The sequence below is a fragment of the Aerococcus sp. HMSC062A02 genome (assembly GCF_001809535.1).
Lineage (GTDB): Bacteria > Bacillota > Bacilli > Lactobacillales > Aerococcaceae > Aerococcus.
Window position 1 is genome coordinate 55145 of record NZ_KV797949.1, and the last position, 18499, is coordinate 73643.

20 protein-coding genes are annotated in these 18499 nt (G+C 46.5%); 14 read left to right on the plus strand and 6 right to left on the minus strand.

What is annotated here, in order from left to right:
• Positions 1 to 13: 13 nt before the first annotated feature.
• The 3 genes from HMPREF2626_RS09525 to HMPREF2626_RS09535 are packed head-to-tail and all read left to right on the plus strand — an operon-like array spanning position 14 to position 2197.
• On the plus strand, positions 14 to 958 hold the full coding sequence (locus HMPREF2626_RS09525; RefSeq protein ID WP_070620626.1) for a PTS mannose/fructose/sorbose/N-acetylgalactosamine transporter subunit IIC: 945 nt from the start codon (positions 14 to 16) through the stop codon (positions 956 to 958).
• Positions 945 to 1790, plus strand: a complete 846-nt coding sequence (locus HMPREF2626_RS09530) for a PTS system mannose/fructose/sorbose family transporter subunit IID (protein WP_070620629.1) — start codon at positions 945 to 947, stop codon at positions 1788 to 1790. The genes HMPREF2626_RS09525 and HMPREF2626_RS09530 overlap by 14 nt, the downstream gene beginning before the upstream one ends.
• 26 nt (positions 1791 to 1816) lie before the next feature.
• Positions 1817 to 2197, plus strand: coding sequence for a PTS sugar transporter subunit IIA (locus HMPREF2626_RS09535; protein WP_070620632.1), 381 nt, complete (start codon positions 1817 to 1819; stop codon positions 2195 to 2197).
• Positions 2198 to 2669: 472 nt separating this feature from the next.
• Here the strand turns inward: HMPREF2626_RS09535 and HMPREF2626_RS09540 are convergent, their stop codons facing one another.
• The 4 genes from HMPREF2626_RS09540 to lacA form a co-directional block, all read right to left on the minus strand.
• On the minus strand, positions 2670 to 3434 hold the full coding sequence (locus HMPREF2626_RS09540; RefSeq protein ID WP_070620635.1) for a DeoR/GlpR family DNA-binding transcription regulator: 765 nt from the start codon (positions 3432 to 3434) through the stop codon (positions 2670 to 2672).
• A gap of 27 nt (positions 3435 to 3461) precedes the next feature.
• The gene (locus HMPREF2626_RS09545) at positions 3462 to 4406 is read right to left on the minus strand and encodes a hexose kinase (protein ID WP_070620638.1); all 945 of its coding nucleotides are present in this window, start codon (positions 4404 to 4406) and stop codon (positions 3462 to 3464) included.
• 656 nt (positions 4407 to 5062) lie between these two features.
• A complete protein-coding gene (lacB, locus tag HMPREF2626_RS09550; protein WP_070620640.1) occupies positions 5063 to 5578 on the minus strand; it encodes a galactose-6-phosphate isomerase subunit LacB in 516 nt (171 codons plus the stop codon).
• 26 nt (positions 5579 to 5604) lie between these two features.
• Positions 5605 to 6033 carry a galactose-6-phosphate isomerase subunit LacA gene (lacA, locus tag HMPREF2626_RS09555; RefSeq protein WP_070620644.1) on the minus strand — a complete coding sequence of 143 codons (429 nt, stop codon included), beginning with the start codon at positions 6031 to 6033 and terminating at the stop codon, positions 5605 to 5607.
• 270 nt (positions 6034 to 6303) lie between these two features.
• On the opposite strand from lacA, the gene lacD reads away from it, so the two are divergent.
• The 11 genes from lacD to HMPREF2626_RS09610 all read left to right on the plus strand — a co-directional run bounded on the left by lacD (position 6304) and on the right by HMPREF2626_RS09610 (position 16295).
• Complete coding sequence (gene lacD, locus HMPREF2626_RS09560) at positions 6304 to 7293, plus strand: tagatose-bisphosphate aldolase (protein WP_070620647.1); 990 nt, start codon at positions 6304 to 6306, stop codon at positions 7291 to 7293.
• A 12-nt stretch (positions 7294 to 7305) separates the two neighbouring features.
• Positions 7306 to 7782, plus strand: coding sequence for a PTS sugar transporter subunit IIA (locus tag HMPREF2626_RS09565; RefSeq protein ID WP_070620650.1), 477 nt, complete (start codon positions 7306 to 7308; stop codon positions 7780 to 7782).
• 19 nt (positions 7783 to 7801) lie between these two features.
• Positions 7802 to 8101, plus strand: a complete 300-nt coding sequence (locus HMPREF2626_RS09570) for a PTS sugar transporter subunit IIB (RefSeq protein WP_070620653.1) — start codon at positions 7802 to 7804, stop codon at positions 8099 to 8101.
• Positions 8102 to 8129: 28 nt separating this feature from the next.
• Positions 8130 to 9533 carry a PTS galactitol transporter subunit IIC gene (locus tag HMPREF2626_RS09575; RefSeq protein WP_070620657.1) on the plus strand — a complete coding sequence of 468 codons (1404 nt, stop codon included), beginning with the start codon at positions 8130 to 8132 and terminating at the stop codon, positions 9531 to 9533.
• Between the two features lie 124 nt (positions 9534 to 9657).
• A complete protein-coding gene (locus tag HMPREF2626_RS09580) occupies positions 9658 to 10326 on the plus strand; it encodes an HAD family hydrolase (protein ID WP_070620660.1) in 669 nt (222 codons plus the stop codon).
• Between the two features lie 225 nt (positions 10327 to 10551).
• Positions 10552 to 11232 (plus strand): N-acetylmannosamine-6-phosphate 2-epimerase, encoded by a 681-nt coding sequence (locus tag HMPREF2626_RS09585; protein ID WP_070620663.1) that lies wholly within the window; start codon positions 10552 to 10554, stop codon positions 11230 to 11232.
• 18 nt (positions 11233 to 11250) lie between these two features.
• Positions 11251 to 12147, plus strand: a complete 897-nt coding sequence (locus HMPREF2626_RS09590) for an N-acetylneuraminate lyase (RefSeq protein ID WP_070620666.1) — start codon at positions 11251 to 11253, stop codon at positions 12145 to 12147.
• A gap of 42 nt (positions 12148 to 12189) precedes the next feature.
• Positions 12190 to 13734 (plus strand): sodium:solute symporter family protein, encoded by a 1545-nt coding sequence (locus tag HMPREF2626_RS09595; RefSeq protein ID WP_070620669.1) that lies wholly within the window; start codon positions 12190 to 12192, stop codon positions 13732 to 13734.
• On the plus strand, positions 13734 to 14177 hold the full coding sequence (locus HMPREF2626_RS09600; RefSeq protein WP_070620672.1) for a NanQ anomerase/TabA/YiaL family protein: 444 nt from the start codon (positions 13734 to 13736) through the stop codon (positions 14175 to 14177). Before HMPREF2626_RS09595 ends, HMPREF2626_RS09600 begins: the two co-directional genes overlap by 1 nt.
• Positions 14178 to 14189: 12 nt before the next feature.
• Positions 14190 to 15089: an ROK family protein gene (locus tag HMPREF2626_RS09605; protein ID WP_070620675.1), complete on the plus strand. Its 900-nt coding sequence runs from the start codon at positions 14190 to 14192 to the stop codon at positions 15087 to 15089.
• A 375-nt stretch (positions 15090 to 15464) separates the two neighbouring features.
• Positions 15465 to 16295, plus strand: coding sequence for a MurR/RpiR family transcriptional regulator (locus HMPREF2626_RS09610; RefSeq protein ID WP_070620678.1), 831 nt, complete (start codon positions 15465 to 15467; stop codon positions 16293 to 16295).
• 61 nt (positions 16296 to 16356) lie between these two features.
• Here HMPREF2626_RS09610 and HMPREF2626_RS09615 read toward each other — a convergent pair whose 3' ends face one another.
• Both HMPREF2626_RS09615 and HMPREF2626_RS09620 read right to left on the minus strand, forming a co-directional pair.
• Complete coding sequence (locus HMPREF2626_RS09615; protein WP_070620681.1) at positions 16357 to 17142, minus strand: MetQ/NlpA family ABC transporter substrate-binding protein; 786 nt, start codon at positions 17140 to 17142, stop codon at positions 16357 to 16359.
• 2 nt (positions 17143 to 17144) lie between these two features.
• The gene (locus HMPREF2626_RS09620) at positions 17145 to 18353 is read right to left on the minus strand and encodes a MalY/PatB family protein (RefSeq protein WP_070620685.1); all 1209 of its coding nucleotides are present in this window, start codon (positions 18351 to 18353) and stop codon (positions 17145 to 17147) included.
• Between the last annotated feature and the right edge of the window lie 146 nt (positions 18354 to 18499).

Here is an 18499-nt window from a genome sequence, read left to right on the forward strand (position 1 = left end):
AGGAGGGATTATAATGGCTATTCAATGGTGGCAAATTTTATTACTCACGTTGTATTCTGGCTATCAAATTTGGGACGAGCTCCATTTGGTGACCTCAGCCGGGTCAGCCGTTTTCGCAGGTTTATTCACTGGCCTTGTAATGGGTGATGTGAAGACGGGTCTAATCATCGGTGGGGCCATGCAGTTAACCATTCTCGGTGTAGGGACCTTCGGGGGAGCTTCACGTATCGATGCCAACTCCGGGACTGTTCTAGCGACAGCTTTCTCTGTAGCAATCGGCATGGAACCCGAACAAGCAGTGGCAGCTTTGGCAGTGCCTGTAGCAGCTCTTATGATTCAAACGGACGTCTTGGCACGCTTTGCCAATACCTACTTTGCACACCGGATCGACTCTGCAATCGAGAAACATGACTACAAGGGAATTGAACGCAACTATCTCATGGGGATCCTACCTTGGGCCTTATCCCGGATGATTCCAATCTTCCTCGCGCTGGCCTTCGGTGGTGGCGTAGTTCAAACCGCAGTGGACTATCTGAACACTAACCTCGCTTGGTTAGCAGATGGCTTAACCCTAGCTGGACGTGTTCTACCTGCAGTAGGTTTCGCAATTCTCTTGCGTTACCTCCCTGTTAAGAAGAACATTGCTTACTTAGCGCTTGGCTTTGTGATTACAGCTTTATTATCAACTGTCTTCTCAAATATTACTGCGATCAGTGGCGAATTAGGCAAACTCGCTGAAGAATTGAGCGGGACATTCGTTCCACTGCCAATGTTAGGGGTATCCCTGATTGGTTTTGCCCTAGCCTTTATCCACTACAAGAATACTGTCGAACGCCAAGCCTTAGAGGATAAGTTAGCTAAGGCGCCTGCTGCGGGAGCGGTTAATGAAGGTTCAGCAGACTCAGCAGTTGAAGGCAATCCAGTAGAGGAAGGAGAGATTCTCGATGACGAACTCTAAGGAACAAGTTCAAGTAAAAACTTCTGAGAAGAAAACAGGCTACAAACTCACTGAACAAGATTTTAAACAAATTAACTTAAGAAGTCTATTCGCTTTCCAAGCGGGCTGGAACTATGAACGGATGCAGGGCTCAGGTTATCTCTACACCATCCTGCCCCAATTGCGCAAGATCTATGGTGATAAGACGGATGAATTGAAGGAAGCCATGAAGACCCATGCCCAATTCTTCAACACCTCAAACTTCTTCAATACGATTGTTACAGGGATTGACCTTGCCATCGAAGAAGAGGAGGGAGCAGAGAGCCTGGATACCGTAGCAGGTTTGAAAGCTGGTTTAATGGGCCCCTTCGCTGCGATTGGGGACTCACTCTTTGCAGCCTTAGTACCAACGATTTTTGGGGCTATTGCTGCTAACCTCGCCTCTCAAGGAAATCCATTCGGTGTTCTCTTATGGGTCGCTGCTGGCCTAGTGATCTGTGTCTTCCGCTGGAGACAATTAAAGTATGCCTACCGGGAAGGATCTTCCTTAGTTAATGAAATGCAAGGACAGCTAAGTGCTCTAACAGAAGCAGCCTCTCTCATGGGGGTCTTCATGGTGGGGGGGTTAATTGCTACCATGGTCAATGTAGAAATTGCCTTCGCCCCAGAAGTTGCAGGTGTAACAGTTAACTTCCAAAATATTCTCGACCAAATCTTACCGAAAATGGTACCAGCATTGATTGTGGGATTCGTCTACTGGTTACTGGGTAAGAAGAACATTACTTCAACTAAGGCTATCTTTATCGTATTGATCTTATCGATTGCCTTATCAGCTTTAGGTGTACTCGGATAGTTTAAGCAAATAAAGGAGAATTTAAAATGAAAGCATTAGTTTTAATCAGTCATGGGAGCTTCAGTCAAGGCATCAAAGAAAGTGCCGAAATGATTATGGGACCACAAGAAAATATCTATTCGCTCAGTCTACTACCTGAAGAAGGAGCGGAAGACTTTGAGAAGAAATTTACTGACCTCATCGATCAGTTGGATGATTTCGTTGTCTTCGCCGACTTAGCCGGGGGGACACCTAACAATGTTGCCGCCCGCCAATTACTGGAAGGCAAAGACTTTCAACTTTATGCGGGCATGAACCTACCCATGGTGATTGCTTTCGTCAACGGTCAACTCCTTGATACAGATATGAACTATCTCGAAGAAGCTAAGACCAATACAGTCAACGTGAACGAACAACTCGGACTTTAAAGGGTGAGAGCAAAGGCGTCCAGAAAGGGATGACTGGAGGAAAAGTGGATAAGAGCGGCTTTAGCCGATCGCTCCACTTTTCTGAAGTCACTTCCTTTCTGCCTTTGCGAACCCGACTAAAGGCCATGAGCAAAGGCAGGTAACACATCATTCCTAACGAAAACAATCTAGCAAAGCACTGTTTAAGCTTGCTAGATTGTTTTTTATTGTAGAGAGTTGAATAGATCTTTTAATGAGCTACTTTCGAATGAGGGCTCTGTTTGAAAGTTCAGGGCGGGCGACTTTTGACTAGGGCTCCCATTTGAAAGTTCGTTACTTTCTACTTCCAATTAGAACCCAGATTCGAACGTTCACAAGCAGCAAGTTCACAAGCGGAATGGTGACCCTCACCAACATACTTTACTATTACCAACAAAAAACTAGCAGTTCGGCCGATAAGGTCGAGCTGCTAGTTTATTAATCATTATAAAGTTTAACGTTCCACTTCGCCACTCTCGATCTTCGTGCTAGCTTCAAGAGGTCGGATGAGAGGTTCGTTGTGGTCAATGAAGACCTTAGTGATGTCTTCAAGCTTGTAGTAAGTATAGAAATCACGCTTGTCGATCTTAGAGCTATCGATAATTAAGTAGCGTTCGGTCGAATTATTCAAAGCGATCTTCTGGGCATTGCCTTCCTCGAAGGTGGCGGTCATAATATCGGAATTATTCAAGCCATTGCAGGAGACAAAGGCCTTATGGAAGTTGATACTAGCCAGGGCGGCATTAGTGATAGAGCCGTGGAAGGATTCAGTGATCTTCCGCATTTCGCCGCCCACTAGGTAGAGTTTCATCTGTTTTGATTTCTCGTTGAGGGTCTTAAAGACAGGGAGGCAATTGGTCACCACGCGCAGGTCCATGTCGTCCATCATGCTAGCAAAGATTTCCATGGTTGTCCCTGGTCCCAAGAAGATGGTTTCACCTGGCTTGAGATAGGGGAGGGCGGCACGCGCAGCCGCTTTTTTGAGATCAATGTTGATGATTTTTTTGTCGCGATGGGAGAGTTCCTTATTGGGATAATCATTCAGGCTGACTGCTCCCCCGTGGACCCGGCGCAGTTGGCCGCGCTTCTCTAATTCATCGAGGTCACGCCGGATGGTCATGTCAGAGACATGGAGTTGGTCGATGATATCAGTTACCTTGATATGCCCGTAGTGGTTGACCTCCTCCACGATATAATTTAAACGATCCTCTTTTAACATCTTGCTAGCTCCTTTCCCTAAAGAATTTTAGGTGTTCGGATAGTTTTTAATTTCAATTTGGTCATAGATAGTTTGGAAGTTGTCAGGGTTTACATGCCCTGTCTTCTTCTCCATAGTATTTAAAATTCCAGCCGTCATCCCATATTTGATGACCTCTTCTGGCGACTTGTGCTGGCTGATGGCAATGGCTAGGCCAGCGATCGTGGAGTCGCCAGAGCCAACGGGGTTAACGACTTCAATACTTGGAATATTCGCCTTGTAGAACTTGTCTTGGTGCTTGACGAAGGCGCCCTCACCACCTAAGGATACCACAATCCATTCAATGCCTTGGAAACGAGGATTCAAGAGCGCTTGGTGGAGGCTGTCGAGGTCGCTAGGGTCGAGGGTCTCACCAATGAGGTCCCCCAGTTCATGGTGGTTGGGCTTAATCAAGAGGGGCTTGTCGGAACTTGCGATGGCGTCAGCTAAGAATTGACCGGAGCTATCGAGTAAAGTAGCTACGCCGGCTTGGGCGGCGCGGCGGATGAGCTCGGTATAGAGGTCGGGGGAGAGACCCTTAGCCATGGAACCTGAGATGGTCATGGTGTCCACCTGGTCTAGTAGGCCTTGAAATTGGTCGAGGAAGGCTGCCTCTTCTTCTTTAGAGATAGTTGGGCCGCTTTCGAGGATTTCGGTCTGCTTGCCCTCGTGTAGGATAGCAATTGAGTCTCGGGTTTCACCTGCACAAGTTGAGAAAGCATTCTTGATGCCGTCACGGTCGAGCTGGTCCTTGATGAAGGCGCCGTGGTGGCCACCGAGAATCCCAGTGGTTAAGACATCTTCACCGAGTTGGTGGATCACCCGGGCAACATTCAAGCCCTTACCACCAGCCGTTTTGCTGACGTCTTGACAGCGGGTCACCCCATCAATTTCAAGATGGTCAATAGGGTAAGAAATATCGATCGAAGGATTCATCGTCACAGTTAAAATCATGGGAGAGGCTCCTTTCTGAAGCGGGATTAGAATTTTTATTTTTAATTCTCCTATTTAATAAACAGAAAGTCATCTGTTCGGTTATGAGCAGGAGTGGAGCGTTGAAGTTGGTCCTTAGCCACGTATAAGCAAGCGAAGCGAATTACGGAACGTAGGCGTTAGCCGTTACTAGCCCAAACCTGCTCCAAAAGTCAACCCTGACTCCACTTCACAAAATCTAGGCGAGCCTTTAGCAAGGCTCTTCTAGATTTTGCTCCAGTGGTTCAGGCTTAACCGACTTTTGTCGCACTCTAATTCTTTGAGTCTCGCTAGGCGAGAAGAAGGTAGCAACGCTGCTGGCGCAGCCCTGAACTTCATCTCTGGCCAGCATATGATATCTGTAATCTCACGCTGTTCGAACAGCTATCGCATAAGTCGCTTCGCTCCAAGAGCTGAAGCTGCTCGAGCCGATGCTGCTCTAGCCGTTGGAGCGCTAGCGACTTACGGATATAGTACAAAACGGCTTTAGCCGTTCTTGACCCTCTAAAATTTAAGGACCAAATTCAAAAGCGCAACGTATGCTCACTAGCAGAATTTGTGTAAGAAAACTGAGAAACACTGTAGCTGGTGTCTGTCGGCCTAACTACAGTGTTTCAAGTCATGGAATCCATCAGGCCCTAATCGTGGTAATAGCCTTCATTCCATTTTTCGAGATATGTATCGAAGAGATGGTCGCTATGTTTACTGTCATCTTGACTATCTAGGCTGGCAATTTCTTCAATGAGGGCCTTGTTTTCAGGTGTTTCTTGGTAGTCTTCATGGATGAAGGCTTCGATGATGTCGCTCATCAAGAATTCCCCTGTGATCTTGCCGCCAAAAGCGATAATGTTGGCGTCTAATTCACGCCGGGCGTAGAGGGCACTGGTCATGTCGCGAACCAGGGCAGTCCGTGTCCCAGCGACCTTATTGGCTGCATTGGAAATCCCAACACCAGTCCCGCAAAGGACAACCCCGAAGTCGACATCGCCAGAAGCCACGAGTTCGCCAACCCGTTTCCCGAAGATAGGGTAGTGGGTGCGGACGAAGCCGTAAGTTCCGACATCGATCACCTCATGGCCCTTCTCTCTTAAGGTATCCGCAAGGGCAATCTTAATATCTGTCACAATATGGTCACAACCAATAGCAATTTTCATTTTTTTAACCTCCTCAGTCTGACGAACTAGCACATTTCGTTGAGCATATCGACGCGGACTTGGTGGCGTCCAGCAGCATAGTCTGCTTTCAGGAATTCACGCACAATATTGCGGGCCAGTTCAGGGCCAACGATTTCTTGGCCTAGGGTAATGATACGGGCGTTGTTATGTTCCCGGGTCATATAGGCTGTCCGTTCATCAGATAGGTTGGCCACAATCGCTCCCTTATGTTTGGTTCCTGCCATGAAGCTACCAACTCCGTAAGCATCAATGGCGATGCCTAGAGTCTTGTCATCGGCCTGAACCTTGTCAACGATTGCTGCAGTTGAGGCAATGAAGTCCTTGGCTGGTGTCTCAGTCACATCGATAATCTCATGGTCTGTTGTTTCCAAATAAGCTTTGATGGTTTCTTTAAGTTCGAAACCGCCTTGGTCTGCTCCAATAACTACTTTCATTTCATAGCCTTCCTTCCATCATTAAAAAGAATTGTTTAAATCTGTTTGTTTATAGTTTAGTATGTTTGAATACGAAAGTCAATCCTTTCGCTCGCAAAATTTAACAAAGAAAAATAAGATAGTCAGATAAATCCTATAAACATATAGTTAATTCCGTCTATAACAAAAATGAAAGCCTTTATATAAAGTCCTTGACAATTTAGTGGAAGCGTTATAATATAAACACAACAGATAAACAAAAACAAACATTTGGAAGAGGAGTGTTTACAAATGAAGAAAGTCTCACAAGCCAAGCTCGACCACTTGAAGAAACTATCAACTGACAACCAGGTGATTTCTGCCTTAGCCATTGACCAACGGGGTTCCTTGAAGAAGATGCTCCAAAGTGCAGGGGAAGTTGAAGATATTCAAAAAGAAGTGGAACAATTTAAGATTGCCATTTCCGAAGAATTAACCCCTTATGCGGCTTCCATCTTATTGGACCCAGAATACGGCTTACCTGCCGCTGCTAAGAAGGATAGCGATTGTGGCTTACTCCTAGCTTATGAAGAAACCGGCTATGACGCTTCTGAAGTTGGCCGCCTACCTGACCTCCTACCAGACTGGTCAGCCAAGCGCATCAAAGAAGAAGGCGCTGACGCCGTTAAATTCCTCCTCTACTATGATGTAGATGAAGACGAAAAGATTAATAATTGGAAACATGCCTTCGTTGAACGGATCGGGAGCGAATGCCAGGCAGAAGATATCCCCTTCTTCCTTGAAATCCTATCCTATGATGCCAATATTGATGATGCGAAAGGCAAAGAATATGCTAAAGTTCGCCCACACAAGGTCAATGAAGCTGTCAAAGTCTTCTCCGATGACCGCTACCAAGTGGACGTGCTCAAGGTTGAAGTACCAGTCAATATGAACTTCGTGGAAGGTTATGGCGACGAAGCAGTTTATAGCCAAGAAGAAGCTAAGAAATTCTTCCAAGAACAAGACGCCGCCACAGACTTACCTTATATCTACCTATCAGGTGGGGTATCTGCCCAACTCTTCCAAGACACTTTGAAATTCGCCAAAGAAGCCGGTGCAGCCTTCAACGGGGTATTATGTGGCCGTGCGACTTGGGCAGACTCCGTTCCAGAATATGCAGAAAAAGGCGAAGCCGCTTGCCGGGAATGGTTGAGCACCCAAGGTAAGGAAAATATCCAAAACTTAAACCAAGTCTTAGCGGACACTGCAACGCCTTGGACCGATAAGATTTCAGCAGAATAGAGAGGGGATACTATGACGAGCAGCTTATTTGCTCCGGAGACCTGCTTTGTTCTTGGGGGAGAGAATGCAGAGGAAATCTTTAGACAAGTTGACCAAGAGCTTAAGCAACTAGACTTGGTTAAAGAGGGCTTCCTCGACAGCTTAATTGAAAGAGAGAAGAACTATCCTACAGCCTTAGATATGCAGCCTGTGAATCCCAATTTCTCTAACATTGCGATTCCTCATACCGAATCAGAATATGTGACGGTGACACGGATTGTGCCCATTAAGCTCACAAAGCCTGTGACCTTCCACAGCATGATCCAGCCTGACCAGGCCCTTGAAGTTGGCTTCCTCTTTATGCTCCTAAATAAAGATGCTGAAGCCCAGGCTGGTCTACTGGCCCAAGTCATGGATTTCTTTAACCGGACAGATGCAGACAAAATTGAAGACTTCCTAGCCAGCGAAGATCCTCAAGCAATCTATCAATTTTTACAAGAGAACTTCTAGAAAGGAAATGGTGTAGAAAATGGTCAAAATTCTAGCAGCATGTGGCGCAGGGGTTAACTCCAGCCACCAAATCAAAGATGCCTTAGAGACAGAACTCTCAAATAGAGGTTATGATGTCCATTGTGATGCCGTGATGATCAAGGATATTTCAGAAGACATGATGGAAAAATACGATATCTTTGCACAAATCGCTGATACCGATTTAGGCTTTGAAATCCCCATTCCAGTCGTTAACGCTGGACCAATCCTTTATCGTATTCCTGCCATGGCTGAGCCTGTTTATAATGAAATCGAGCAAGTGATAAAAGATCTCGGCTAATAAGAAGCCTTAGTAGGAGTGGATAGAAATGGACGGCATTATTGAATTTGCCAATACGATTCTCCAGCCAATTATCGACTTAGGGCCGGCCCCTCTAATGACGATTGTGCTCACAGTTTTGGCATTATGTTTTCGTGTGAAATTTACGAAAGCCCTGGAAGGTGGGATTAAACTAGGAATTGCTTTAACCGGGGTTGGGGCGATCATGAATATCCTCACGTCCTCCTTCTCAGAAGCCTTAGCAGACTTCGTTAAGGGGACGGGGCTACAGTTAAATATTACGGACGTTGGTTGGGCACCGATGGCAACCATCACCTGGGGGTCGCCCTATACCCTCTACTTCATGTTGATCCTTTTGGTTGTCAATATCCTCATGTTGGTAGCCAATAAGACTAACACCTTGGACGTCGATATCTTTGACGTTTGGCATTTATCCCTAGTTGGTTTATTTGCAATCTATTGTGGGGCTCCCCTCTTGGTCGCTACCATCTTGGTTGTCTTCATCGGAGTCCTGAAGATCATCAACTCAGACTTGATGAAGCCAACTTTCAACGATTTAATGAATGCCCCAGATGGCAACCCTATGACAACGACCCACATGAACTATATGATGAACCCGATCATCATGGTTTTCGATAAGGTTTTCGACAAATTATTCCCCTGGCTAGATAAATATGACTTTGACGCAGCCAAGCTCAATAATAAGATTGGCTTCTGGGGATCAAAATTTGCTATCGGGATCTACCTGGGACTCTTTGTTGGGATCCTCGGCGGCCAAAGTCCAGACAAGATCTTGACTTTAGCCTTCACAGCAGCAGCCTGCTTGGAGCTCTTCTCTGTCATCGGTTCTTGGTTCATTGCTTCAGTTGAACCATTATCTCAAGGGGTAACCGACTTCACCAGTAAACGTTTCGAAGGGCGTACCTTCAATATCGGCCTGGACTGGCCTTTCATTGCGGGGCGTGCAGAAGTCTGGGCAGCAGCCAATGTCCTAGCTCCGATTATGTTGGTTGAAGCGCTCATCTTACCTAAGAATGGGATCATGCCTTTAGCTGGGATTATTGCCATGGGCTTGACCCCAGCCCTCTTAGTGGTGACTCGCGGTAAGATCATTCGGATGATTACGATCGGGGCACTGGTTCTCCCAACCTTCCTATACGCTGGGACCATCATGGCACCCTTCGTTACCGAAACTGCTAAGAAAGTAGGCGCCTTCCCTGCAGGCATCGATAGCTCGGCCTTGATCTCAGGGACGACCATTGAAGGTCCTGTTGAGAAGTTCTTGGCTTACTTTGTTGGGAATGCCTCCCAAGGCCAAATTGAATTCATTATCTATGCCGCCATTGCTCTAGTGATTTACACCTTGCTCTTTGTTTGGTATGCCAAACAAATGAAGAAGCGTAACGCAGAGTATGCTGCAGAGAAAAAATAGATCCTCTTTATAGGGGAAGACACCATAACAGCGCTAGACAAGATGTCTGAGCGCTGTTATTGTATAATTAAAGATTTACAAAATAGAACGGACTTCACCTTATTTATGGACCTAGGAGGGTATCATGAAAGCATTAAAAGCAGTGATTTTTGATATGGATGGTTTGATGTTTGATACAGAGAAGGTGGGTTACGAGCAGACGAAGCGGGCTGCGGATGAGCTAGGCTTTGACTATGATATCGAAGTGTTCAAAGGCTATCTCGGGACAAATGAGCAAGAAACGTTAGCTTATATTCATAAGCACTATGAAGGACAGCCGCAAGTCGATGACTTTATCGCTTTGACGGTTCGATACATCGAGGAAGCCTTAAAAGATCCCGATAATATCGATGACAAAAAGGGGCTTTATGACTTGCTCGACTATCTCAGGTCGCGACAGATTAAGCTCTATATTGCTTCGAGCAGTCGGCGGGATGAGATTATCCGCAACCTAGAGGGCAAGGGACTCGCTGATTATTTCGAAGGGATAGTAGCTGGCAATGAAGTCAAGCGAGCCAAGCCTGACCCCGAAATTTATCTAAAAGCTTTTGACCTGACTCATACCGAAGATAAGCAGGAAGTTTTGGTTCTTGAAGATTCAAAGAATGGCGTCCGAGCAGCCTACCGGGCAGGACTTCCAACAATTGTGGTTCCTGATTTGATCCCAGCCGATGAGGAAGTGCGGGACAAGGCTGTCGCCATTAAGGAATCTTTGGAAGATGTCATTTCCTACTTAGAGAGTGACTATAGCTAATAAATTCTATATTATTGATAGCGCTAGCCAAGCCCCTAGCGCTGTTTTTTTGTTTGAAGAAAGGCCCTGAGCTGAAAGTAAATTCACCCAACTGAGCTAAAAACTAATGATAATCTTCATAAAATAAAAGTACTTTCAGTTTATCGCCATTATATTGAAAAAGGGTTTGCATTAGCATAGAATAAGGCATGTAAAGGATTACAAAATTTATAGGAGGGATTAAAGATGCTAGAGTCGGCAAAAGGCGAATTGATTGTTTCCTGCCAGGCACTTGATGATGAGCCTTTGCACAGTTCATATATTATGTCGCGGATGGCGGTTGCAGCCCAGGAAGGCGGTGCCAAGGGGATTCGCAGCAATTCTGTGGCAGATATTGAAGCAATCAAAGAAGTCGTAGACCTTCCCATTATTGGGATTATCAAGCAGGACTATCCGGACGCAGAGATTTATATCACCCCAACCATGAAAGAAATTGATGCCTTAGTGGCCACGGGGGTTGAAGTGATTGCCTTGGATGCCACAGTTTCTAAGCGGCCCAACAATCAAAAATTAGAGGATTTTGTGAAAGAAATTAAGGCCAAGTATCCCGACCAAGCATTGATGGCGGATTGCTCCACCTTAGATGAAATGTTAGAAGCTGATCGTTTAGGCTTTGATTATATTGGGACGACCATGGTGGGGTACACAGAGCAAAGTAAGGAGCTCAAGATCGAAGCCAATGATTTCGAATTGATCCGCCAAGCCCTAGGCCAAGTCGACCATCCCATTATTGCAGAGGGGAACATTGATACTCCAGACAAGGCGCGACGGGTGCTTGACCTTGGAGTTTACAGCGTCGTTGTCGGCTCCGCTATTACCCGCCCCCAATTAATTACAGAAAAATTTGTCACTAAAATTCATCAATAGATAGAAAGGGTTTTTAAAATGACTAAACGTACAGGAAAAGATATCAAAGGCATTATCGCAGCGCTCCTCGTACCTTTCGATGCGGAAGGTAAGGTTAATGAAGCGGGCCTCCGTCAAATCGTCCGCCATGACATTGATGACATGAAGGTGGACGGCCTCTATGTTGGCGGGTCAACCGGGGAAAACTTCCTCCTCGAAAAGGAAACCAAGAAGCAAATCTTTGATATTGTAAAGGATGAAGCAGGCGATGCTGTTAAATTGATTGCCCAAATCGGTGGGACCAACTTATACGAAGCCATCGAATTAGGGCAATATGCGACCGATTTAGACTACGATGCCGTATCTGCTGTGACACCTTTCTACTATAAGTTCTCCTTCCCTGAAGTGAAGGCTTATTATGAAGACATTACAGCGGCTGTTGACAATGATTTGATCATCTACTCTATCCCAGCTTTGACCGGAATTGGCATGGGCATGGCTGAATTCAATGAATTACTGGCCATTGATAATATTATCGGGGTGAAATTCACCGCTGCTGACTTCTTCTTGTTAGAACGTCTCCGTCATGCCTTCCCAGATACCAAGATTTACTCCGGCTTTGACGAAATGTTATTCCCAGCAGCCATTTACCAAGTCGATGGGGCCATCGGATCAACCTACAATGTGAACGGCATCCGAGCCAAGGGGATCCTCGATGCAGTGGCTGACAATGACTTAGCCAAGGCCCGTCAACTCCAAAAGGAAAGTAACGACTTGATTGAAGCCGTTCTCGCTAATGGCCTCTACCCAACCTTGAAACGTCTCTTACAATTACAAGGTTGCGACCAAGGGGACTTCTTAAGCCGGAAACCAATGGCTTCAATGACGGAAGCACAAATTAAGGAAGCAGATCGTATTTACAAAGAGTATGTATAGTTAATGAAATAGCCGTGCTGGCTTGTGGGGAGGAGACTAGCTATGAATTCAGGCGGGTTTACGACAATCGATTTAATTATCCTGATTGTCTATCTATTAGCGGTGTTGATTGCAGGTTTATTCTTTTCAAAACGTGAGATGCAGGGTAAGGAGTTCTTCAAGGGGGATGGGTCCATCCCCTGGTATGTGACTTCGGTTTCTATCTTTGCGACCCTTTTGAGCCCGATATCCTTTATGTCCTTGGCTGGGAACTCTTATGCTGGGACTTGGATCATGTGGTTTGCCCAATTAGGGATGTTGGTGGCCATACCGATCGCCATTCGTTTCTTCTTACCGATTTATGCCAGGCTAGATATTGATACAGCCTATGACTACCTTGACAAACGCTTTGACTCTAAGATTCTACGGATTATCGGGGCAGCGCTCTTTATTATCTACCAAGTAGGGCGGATGTCTATCATCATGTACCTGCCTTCAGCTGCCCTGGCTCTCCTAACAGGGATTAATGTGAATATCCTGATCATTCTAATGGGGGCTGTCGCTATTGTCTACTCCTTCACCGGTGGGATTAAATCGGTACTTTGGACGGACTTTATCCAAGGCTCTGTCCTCCTAGTTGGGGTGACCTTGTCCCTCGTCTTCTTGATCCATGATCTGGATGGGGGCTTTGGTACTATTATGAACCACTTGACAGCCGATAAGTTCTTAGGGCCAGATGAAGTGCTCTTCGATCCCAATCTCTTACATACATCAGTCTTCCTCTTGGTTGTCGGGGCAGGCTTTAATACCTTATCGTCTTATATTTCCAGTCAAGATATTGTCCAACGCTTTACCACGACCCAAGATATTAAGAAATTAAACAAGATGATGTTCACCAATGGGGCCCTGTCAATCTTCATTGCGACCGTCTTCTATCTGATTGGGACCGGGCTCTATGCCTACTATCAAATCCAAAACCCATCAGATCCAGGCGCGCAAATGCCCCAAGACCAAATCTTCACCTACTTCATTGCCTACCGCTTACCAGTTGGGATTACCGGTGTCCTCCTAGCTGCTATTTATGCCGCTAGCCAGTCCACCTTATCCACTGGGCTGAACTCAGTTGCCACTTCTTGGACCTTGGATATCCAGGACTTACTGACTGAGGACCTCGATGACGCCAAGCGGACTTGGATTGCCCGCTGGGTATCTCTAGGGGTCGGGATCTTCTCAATTGTGATCTCGATTATCTTAGCTCACTCTGAAATTGTATCCGCTTACGAATGGTTTAACAGCTTTATGGGACTGGTCCTTGGGGTCCTCGGCGGGGTCTTCATCCTCGGCGTCTTCTCCAAGCGTGCCAACAAGTACGGGGCTTATGCTGCCTTGATCGTGTCTTCTATCATCATGATCTGTGTCAAATATGTCTTGCCAGCTGATAGCGTGAGTATCTGGGCTTACTCCCTGATCTCAATCGCGGTTTCTCTGATCGTCGGCTATGTGGTTTCCTTGATCTTTAAGACTGACCAGGCCCAAGCACCGAAATACACAACCATTTATGATATCCCTGAAATTAAAGAAAATGCTGATTGGATGGTGAGAGACTAATGGAACTCTATGATATGAACCACTTAACTTATACGGACCGCCAAGCCCTGCACCGGGTGACGGCCTATCTCAAGACCCATGATATTTCAGAAGATGAGCCAGGCAATCACCCGATTGAAGAAGGTTTCTTCTACAATGTGATTGCCTATGACACGACCACGCCGGACCAGAGGGTGTGGGAGAGTCACCGGGACTATATTGATATCCATGTGCCTATTGAAGGCAAGGAACGGATTGCCCATAACTTCATCGCCCATATGACTTTGGGCGACTATGACCCAGGCGATGACTTCCAAGCTTCTGAAGGCCCCGCCCAGTCAGAGCTAATCATTGCACCTGGTCAAATCTTGGTCTTAGACCGAGAAGACGTCCATAAGACGGGCTTGATTGTGGATAAGAGCCAGAGCATCAAGAAGGCTGTCTTCAAGGTCAAATACGATTAAGGAGCGTTTGCCATGAAGATTCTAGCCATTGATATTGGGGGGACAACTATCAAGTCAGACCTCTATGACGCTCTCGGTCAATCCCTGGGACACTTTAGGGAAGAAGCGACAGCAGTCTCTATTGAAGACCAGACCAATGGCATTCTCGACCAGGTCTTGGCCCTAGTGGATGACTATCAAGCAAGTGTAGGGGGTCTGGATGGGGTGGCCATCTCCAGCGCCGGAGTCATTGACTCCCAAGCGGGGAAGGTCATCTATTCGGGCTACACCATCCCAGCTTACCAGGGAACGGATTTCCGCCTGGCCATTGAAGAAGGACGAGGCTTGCCCCTCAGTATCCTAAATGATGTCAATGCAGCAGCTTATGGGGAGTTCTGGCAGGGCGATTACGATACAGAGGCTAGTCTAATTTGCCTAACCATCGGCACAGGAGTAGGAGGCGCTGTCCTCATCGATGGCAAGATTCACTTTGGTCGCCAGTTTAGTGCAGGCGAGGTGGGTTACCTTCCTGTTGGCTCGGACCGCTTCCAAGATATCGCGTCGACGACCGCTCTCTGCCGGAACTATGCCGCGATGACTGGCCAGGACCAGGTCACAGGTCGGGAGGTCTTTGCGGCTTACCAGAGAGGAGATGACAAGGCAGACCAAGCCATCCGTCAGTTCACAGAAGCCCTGGCCCAGGGCTTGCTGCCCATGGTCTATCTCTTGAACCCAGATGCGATTATCTTAGGAGGGGGCGTCATGGCCCAGTCAGCTATCCTCCTGCCTCGGATTGAACAAGCCCTGGCAGAGCGGATTGAGAGTGACTTCTTCTTGCCCGAAAAGATTGTAGCAGCAGGCTTGGGTAATGAAGCTGGACGTTTAGGGGCTGTCTACCATTTCCTCCAAGAACATCCTGGACTTAGTAAATAAAAAAGAATAAAAATTTCCCTAGAAGCTGGCTTTCGATGAGTCAAGTTGCTGGGGAAATTTTTTGAGTATTTGGCTATAATAGAGAGTGACAGTATAGTTCTTTTGATTTTTATATTAATACTGGTCGATTATTAAAAAAGTGCTTTTTGATGAGCAGGAGTGGAGCTTTGAAGTTGGTTGTTAGCCATGAAAAGCAAGCGATGTGAATTACGGCTAGTAGGCGATTAGCCGTACTAGCCGTTTGAATGCTCGCTAGGCGAGAGACCTTGGCTCGAGCCGGTGCCATGGCTCTTTAACAACCAAATTCAAAAGTGGAACGGAGGCTCATTGGACTCTTGATTAATAATCGATAAAGAGGAGGTAAGGGAGAAGGTTATGATTAAATTTTCGCAGAGTATTCTGCCTTTGATTGAGACGTCTTATGAATCTCTAACGTCAACGGAACGGATTGTGGCGGATTACTTCGTTGAGGACAGCCACCAGGACGAAGACTACTCCATTGAACACTTGGGAGAGGTCCTCCATGTGTCCCCGGCGACCTTTACCCGTTTTGCTAAGAAGTTGGGCTATTCGGGTTACCGAGAGTTTCTCTATGATTATCGGACAGGTTTGCCCAAGAAGCAAGATGATCCAGGCAGTCAAAACATTGAAAAAGTCTTATCTGACTACAATGCCATCCTAAATAAAAGCTATAATTTAGCCAATTCAGACCAACTCTTCCGGATTGCCCATGCCATCCGTCAAGCCAAGCGGGTGATTATTTATGGCGTAGGGAGTTCCGCCCTAGCTGCTGAGGAGATGACCAGCCGCTTGTTGCGCCTAGGGATCGTGAGCGCTACGGTGAGTGATGCCGATGCCATGCGCGTCCACCAGGTGGTTATCGATGAGGAGTGCTGTGTCCTTGGCTTTAGTATCTCAGGACAGAAGAAGGTGGTCCTCAACAGCCTACGCCAGGCAGCTAAACAGGGAGCCTATACGCTCTTGGTGACAGCCAATTTTGATGTGTCATTGAAGGACCAATTTAATGAAATAGTACGCGTGGCGACGGTGAAAAATTTGAATTCAGGTAACCGGATTTCACCCCAATTGCCCATTATTATTATGTGCGATATTATCTACGATTATCTGCTTGAGATTGATCGGGAGAATATCCAGCGGACCTTTGAGCGGACCATGGATGTCTTTGAGGAAGGGGAGATATTGTAGTGTATAAAAAACTATCCGTATCCAGTAACTTACACTGGGCGGATAGTTTTTGTCTGTGAAGTTAGAATAAGGCTTTCTTGGTTTGTTCGGTTTCGTTGTTGATGTAGTCTTTGACTTCTTGGCTGGTGAGGGCCTTGATGAAGGCGTCATTCCAAGGGGCTTCTTCCTTGACGACGAGGTAGATGCCGGGCTCTTGAGCATAGGCCAGGGCCTTGGCTGGGTCATGGCCGGCTTCCTTCATGACGTCAGACATTACGAGGGCCAAATCAGCATCAGTTAGGGCGTTGGCTAATTGCATCCGCTCCATCTCAATAAATTTCAGATTGTGAGGATTCTCGGTGATATCTTCAACAGCTGGCAGGCTCTTGCTTGGGTCCAGTTTAATGAGACCTTCTTGTTCTAATAATTGGAGGGCCAGGGCGCCGTTGCTGACGTCATTGGAGAGGGCAACGGTCATGCCATCTTTGACATCCTTGAGGTCAGTGATGTCCTTGGCATAGAGACCAATTTGGAAGGCGAAGATAGGAGGGCCAATCTTTTTGAGATGGCCATTCTTTTCCTTATTGAAGTTATTGAGATAGGGCTCGTGTTGGTGGAGGGTCGCATCTAAGCTGCCATCCTCAGCCCCTATATTCGGGCCAACTGCATCATCAAAGACTTTCTTCTCAGCCTTGTATTCATTTTGGCTCTTATTAAAGACGTCAATCGCCTTATCGAGGACGTCTTGAGAAATGGCGGTTGTTCCAATGGTTATTGTTTTTTGCGATTGGCCACTTTCTTTCCCGCAAGCTAAGAGGAAGAGGGGAAGGAGGAGGGCCAATAAGATGAGTGATTTTTTCTTTTTCATGCTTAGTGTCCTTTCTGTGTGAGAAGTTTTTTAATGCGTTTGAGTCCTTCTTGGAGAATAGCTTGTGGCATGGCGAGGTTGAGCCGGATATAGCCATCCGAATTATTGACGAACATGTCGCCGCCCTCCAGGAGCACCCCTGCCTCATTAGCGAAGTAAAGGGGAAGGTCAGTAACATCATCAGGAAGATAGGCGCTAACATCAACCCAGGCTAGGTAGGTTGCTCCTGGAATTTCAAAATTAGCTTGGGGCAAATATTGGTCAATGAAAGACTTAGTGAAGGTAAAATTATCAGCTAAATAAGCGTTCATCTCGTCTAGCCACTGGTCGCCCTTCTCATAAGCGGCCTGGTTGCCGGCTAGACTGAGGGGATTTTCGAAGTCATAGTGGTTGGCTTTCCAGATTTGTCGGAGTTCCTGGTTGCGAATGACCACATTGGAGAACATGAGTCCGGCCATATTGAAGGCCTTGCTCTGGGCGAAGGTCACAATCAGTCGGTCATAGTCCGGTAACACTTTGGCAAAGGGATGGTAAGCTAAGCCAGGGCGTCGGATGTCGCAATGGATTTCATCGGAAATTAACCAGGTATTATGCGCTTGGACCAGTTGGCCAAAGCGTTGAAGCTCTTCCTCTGTCCAAATTCGGCCAGTCGGATTATGAGGATTGCAGAAGATACACAGTTTGATGTCTTCCTGGTTAAACTTCTCTTCGAGATCATCGAAGTCCATAGAGAAGTGTCCGTCTTTATGGATCAATTGAGAAGTGACTAATTGATTTCCATTAGCGCTAACTGCCTTCTCAAAGTAGGCGTAAGAAGGGGTTAGGATTAAAACCTTATCATCTTTGGACTGGCAAATATAGGAGACCAGTTCATAGAGAGCTGGGATGATACCTGGTGCGGTGACTAGTTCTTCTTTTGGAAATGTCCAATCGTTCCGCCGCTCGGTCCAGGAAACCACAGCTTGATAGTAATCAGGGCTAAAAACTTTGGTATAGCCTAGAATCTGACGGTCGAGACGGTTCTTGATAGCCTCACGGATGAAATCAGGTGTCGCAAACTCCATGTCCGCTACCCACATTCGAATAAACTCATCATCTGCATAAGGAAAGGTCATGGAATCATCCGCATTGAAGATATAACCGCGGAAACCATCGGTATTTAAAGCATTCGTCCCTTTGCGGTCAATGATCTGATCAAAATCGTAAGCCAAGTCAATCGCTCCTTTATTTCTATTTATCTTAGTGACTAGTATAGTGGAAGAATCGCTTGACTGGCAGTATCGATAAGTGACCAGGATTCATCGCAATTAACGATCACAGGGGATTTCTCTTAGACACCGCTTGCAAAGCTTGGTAT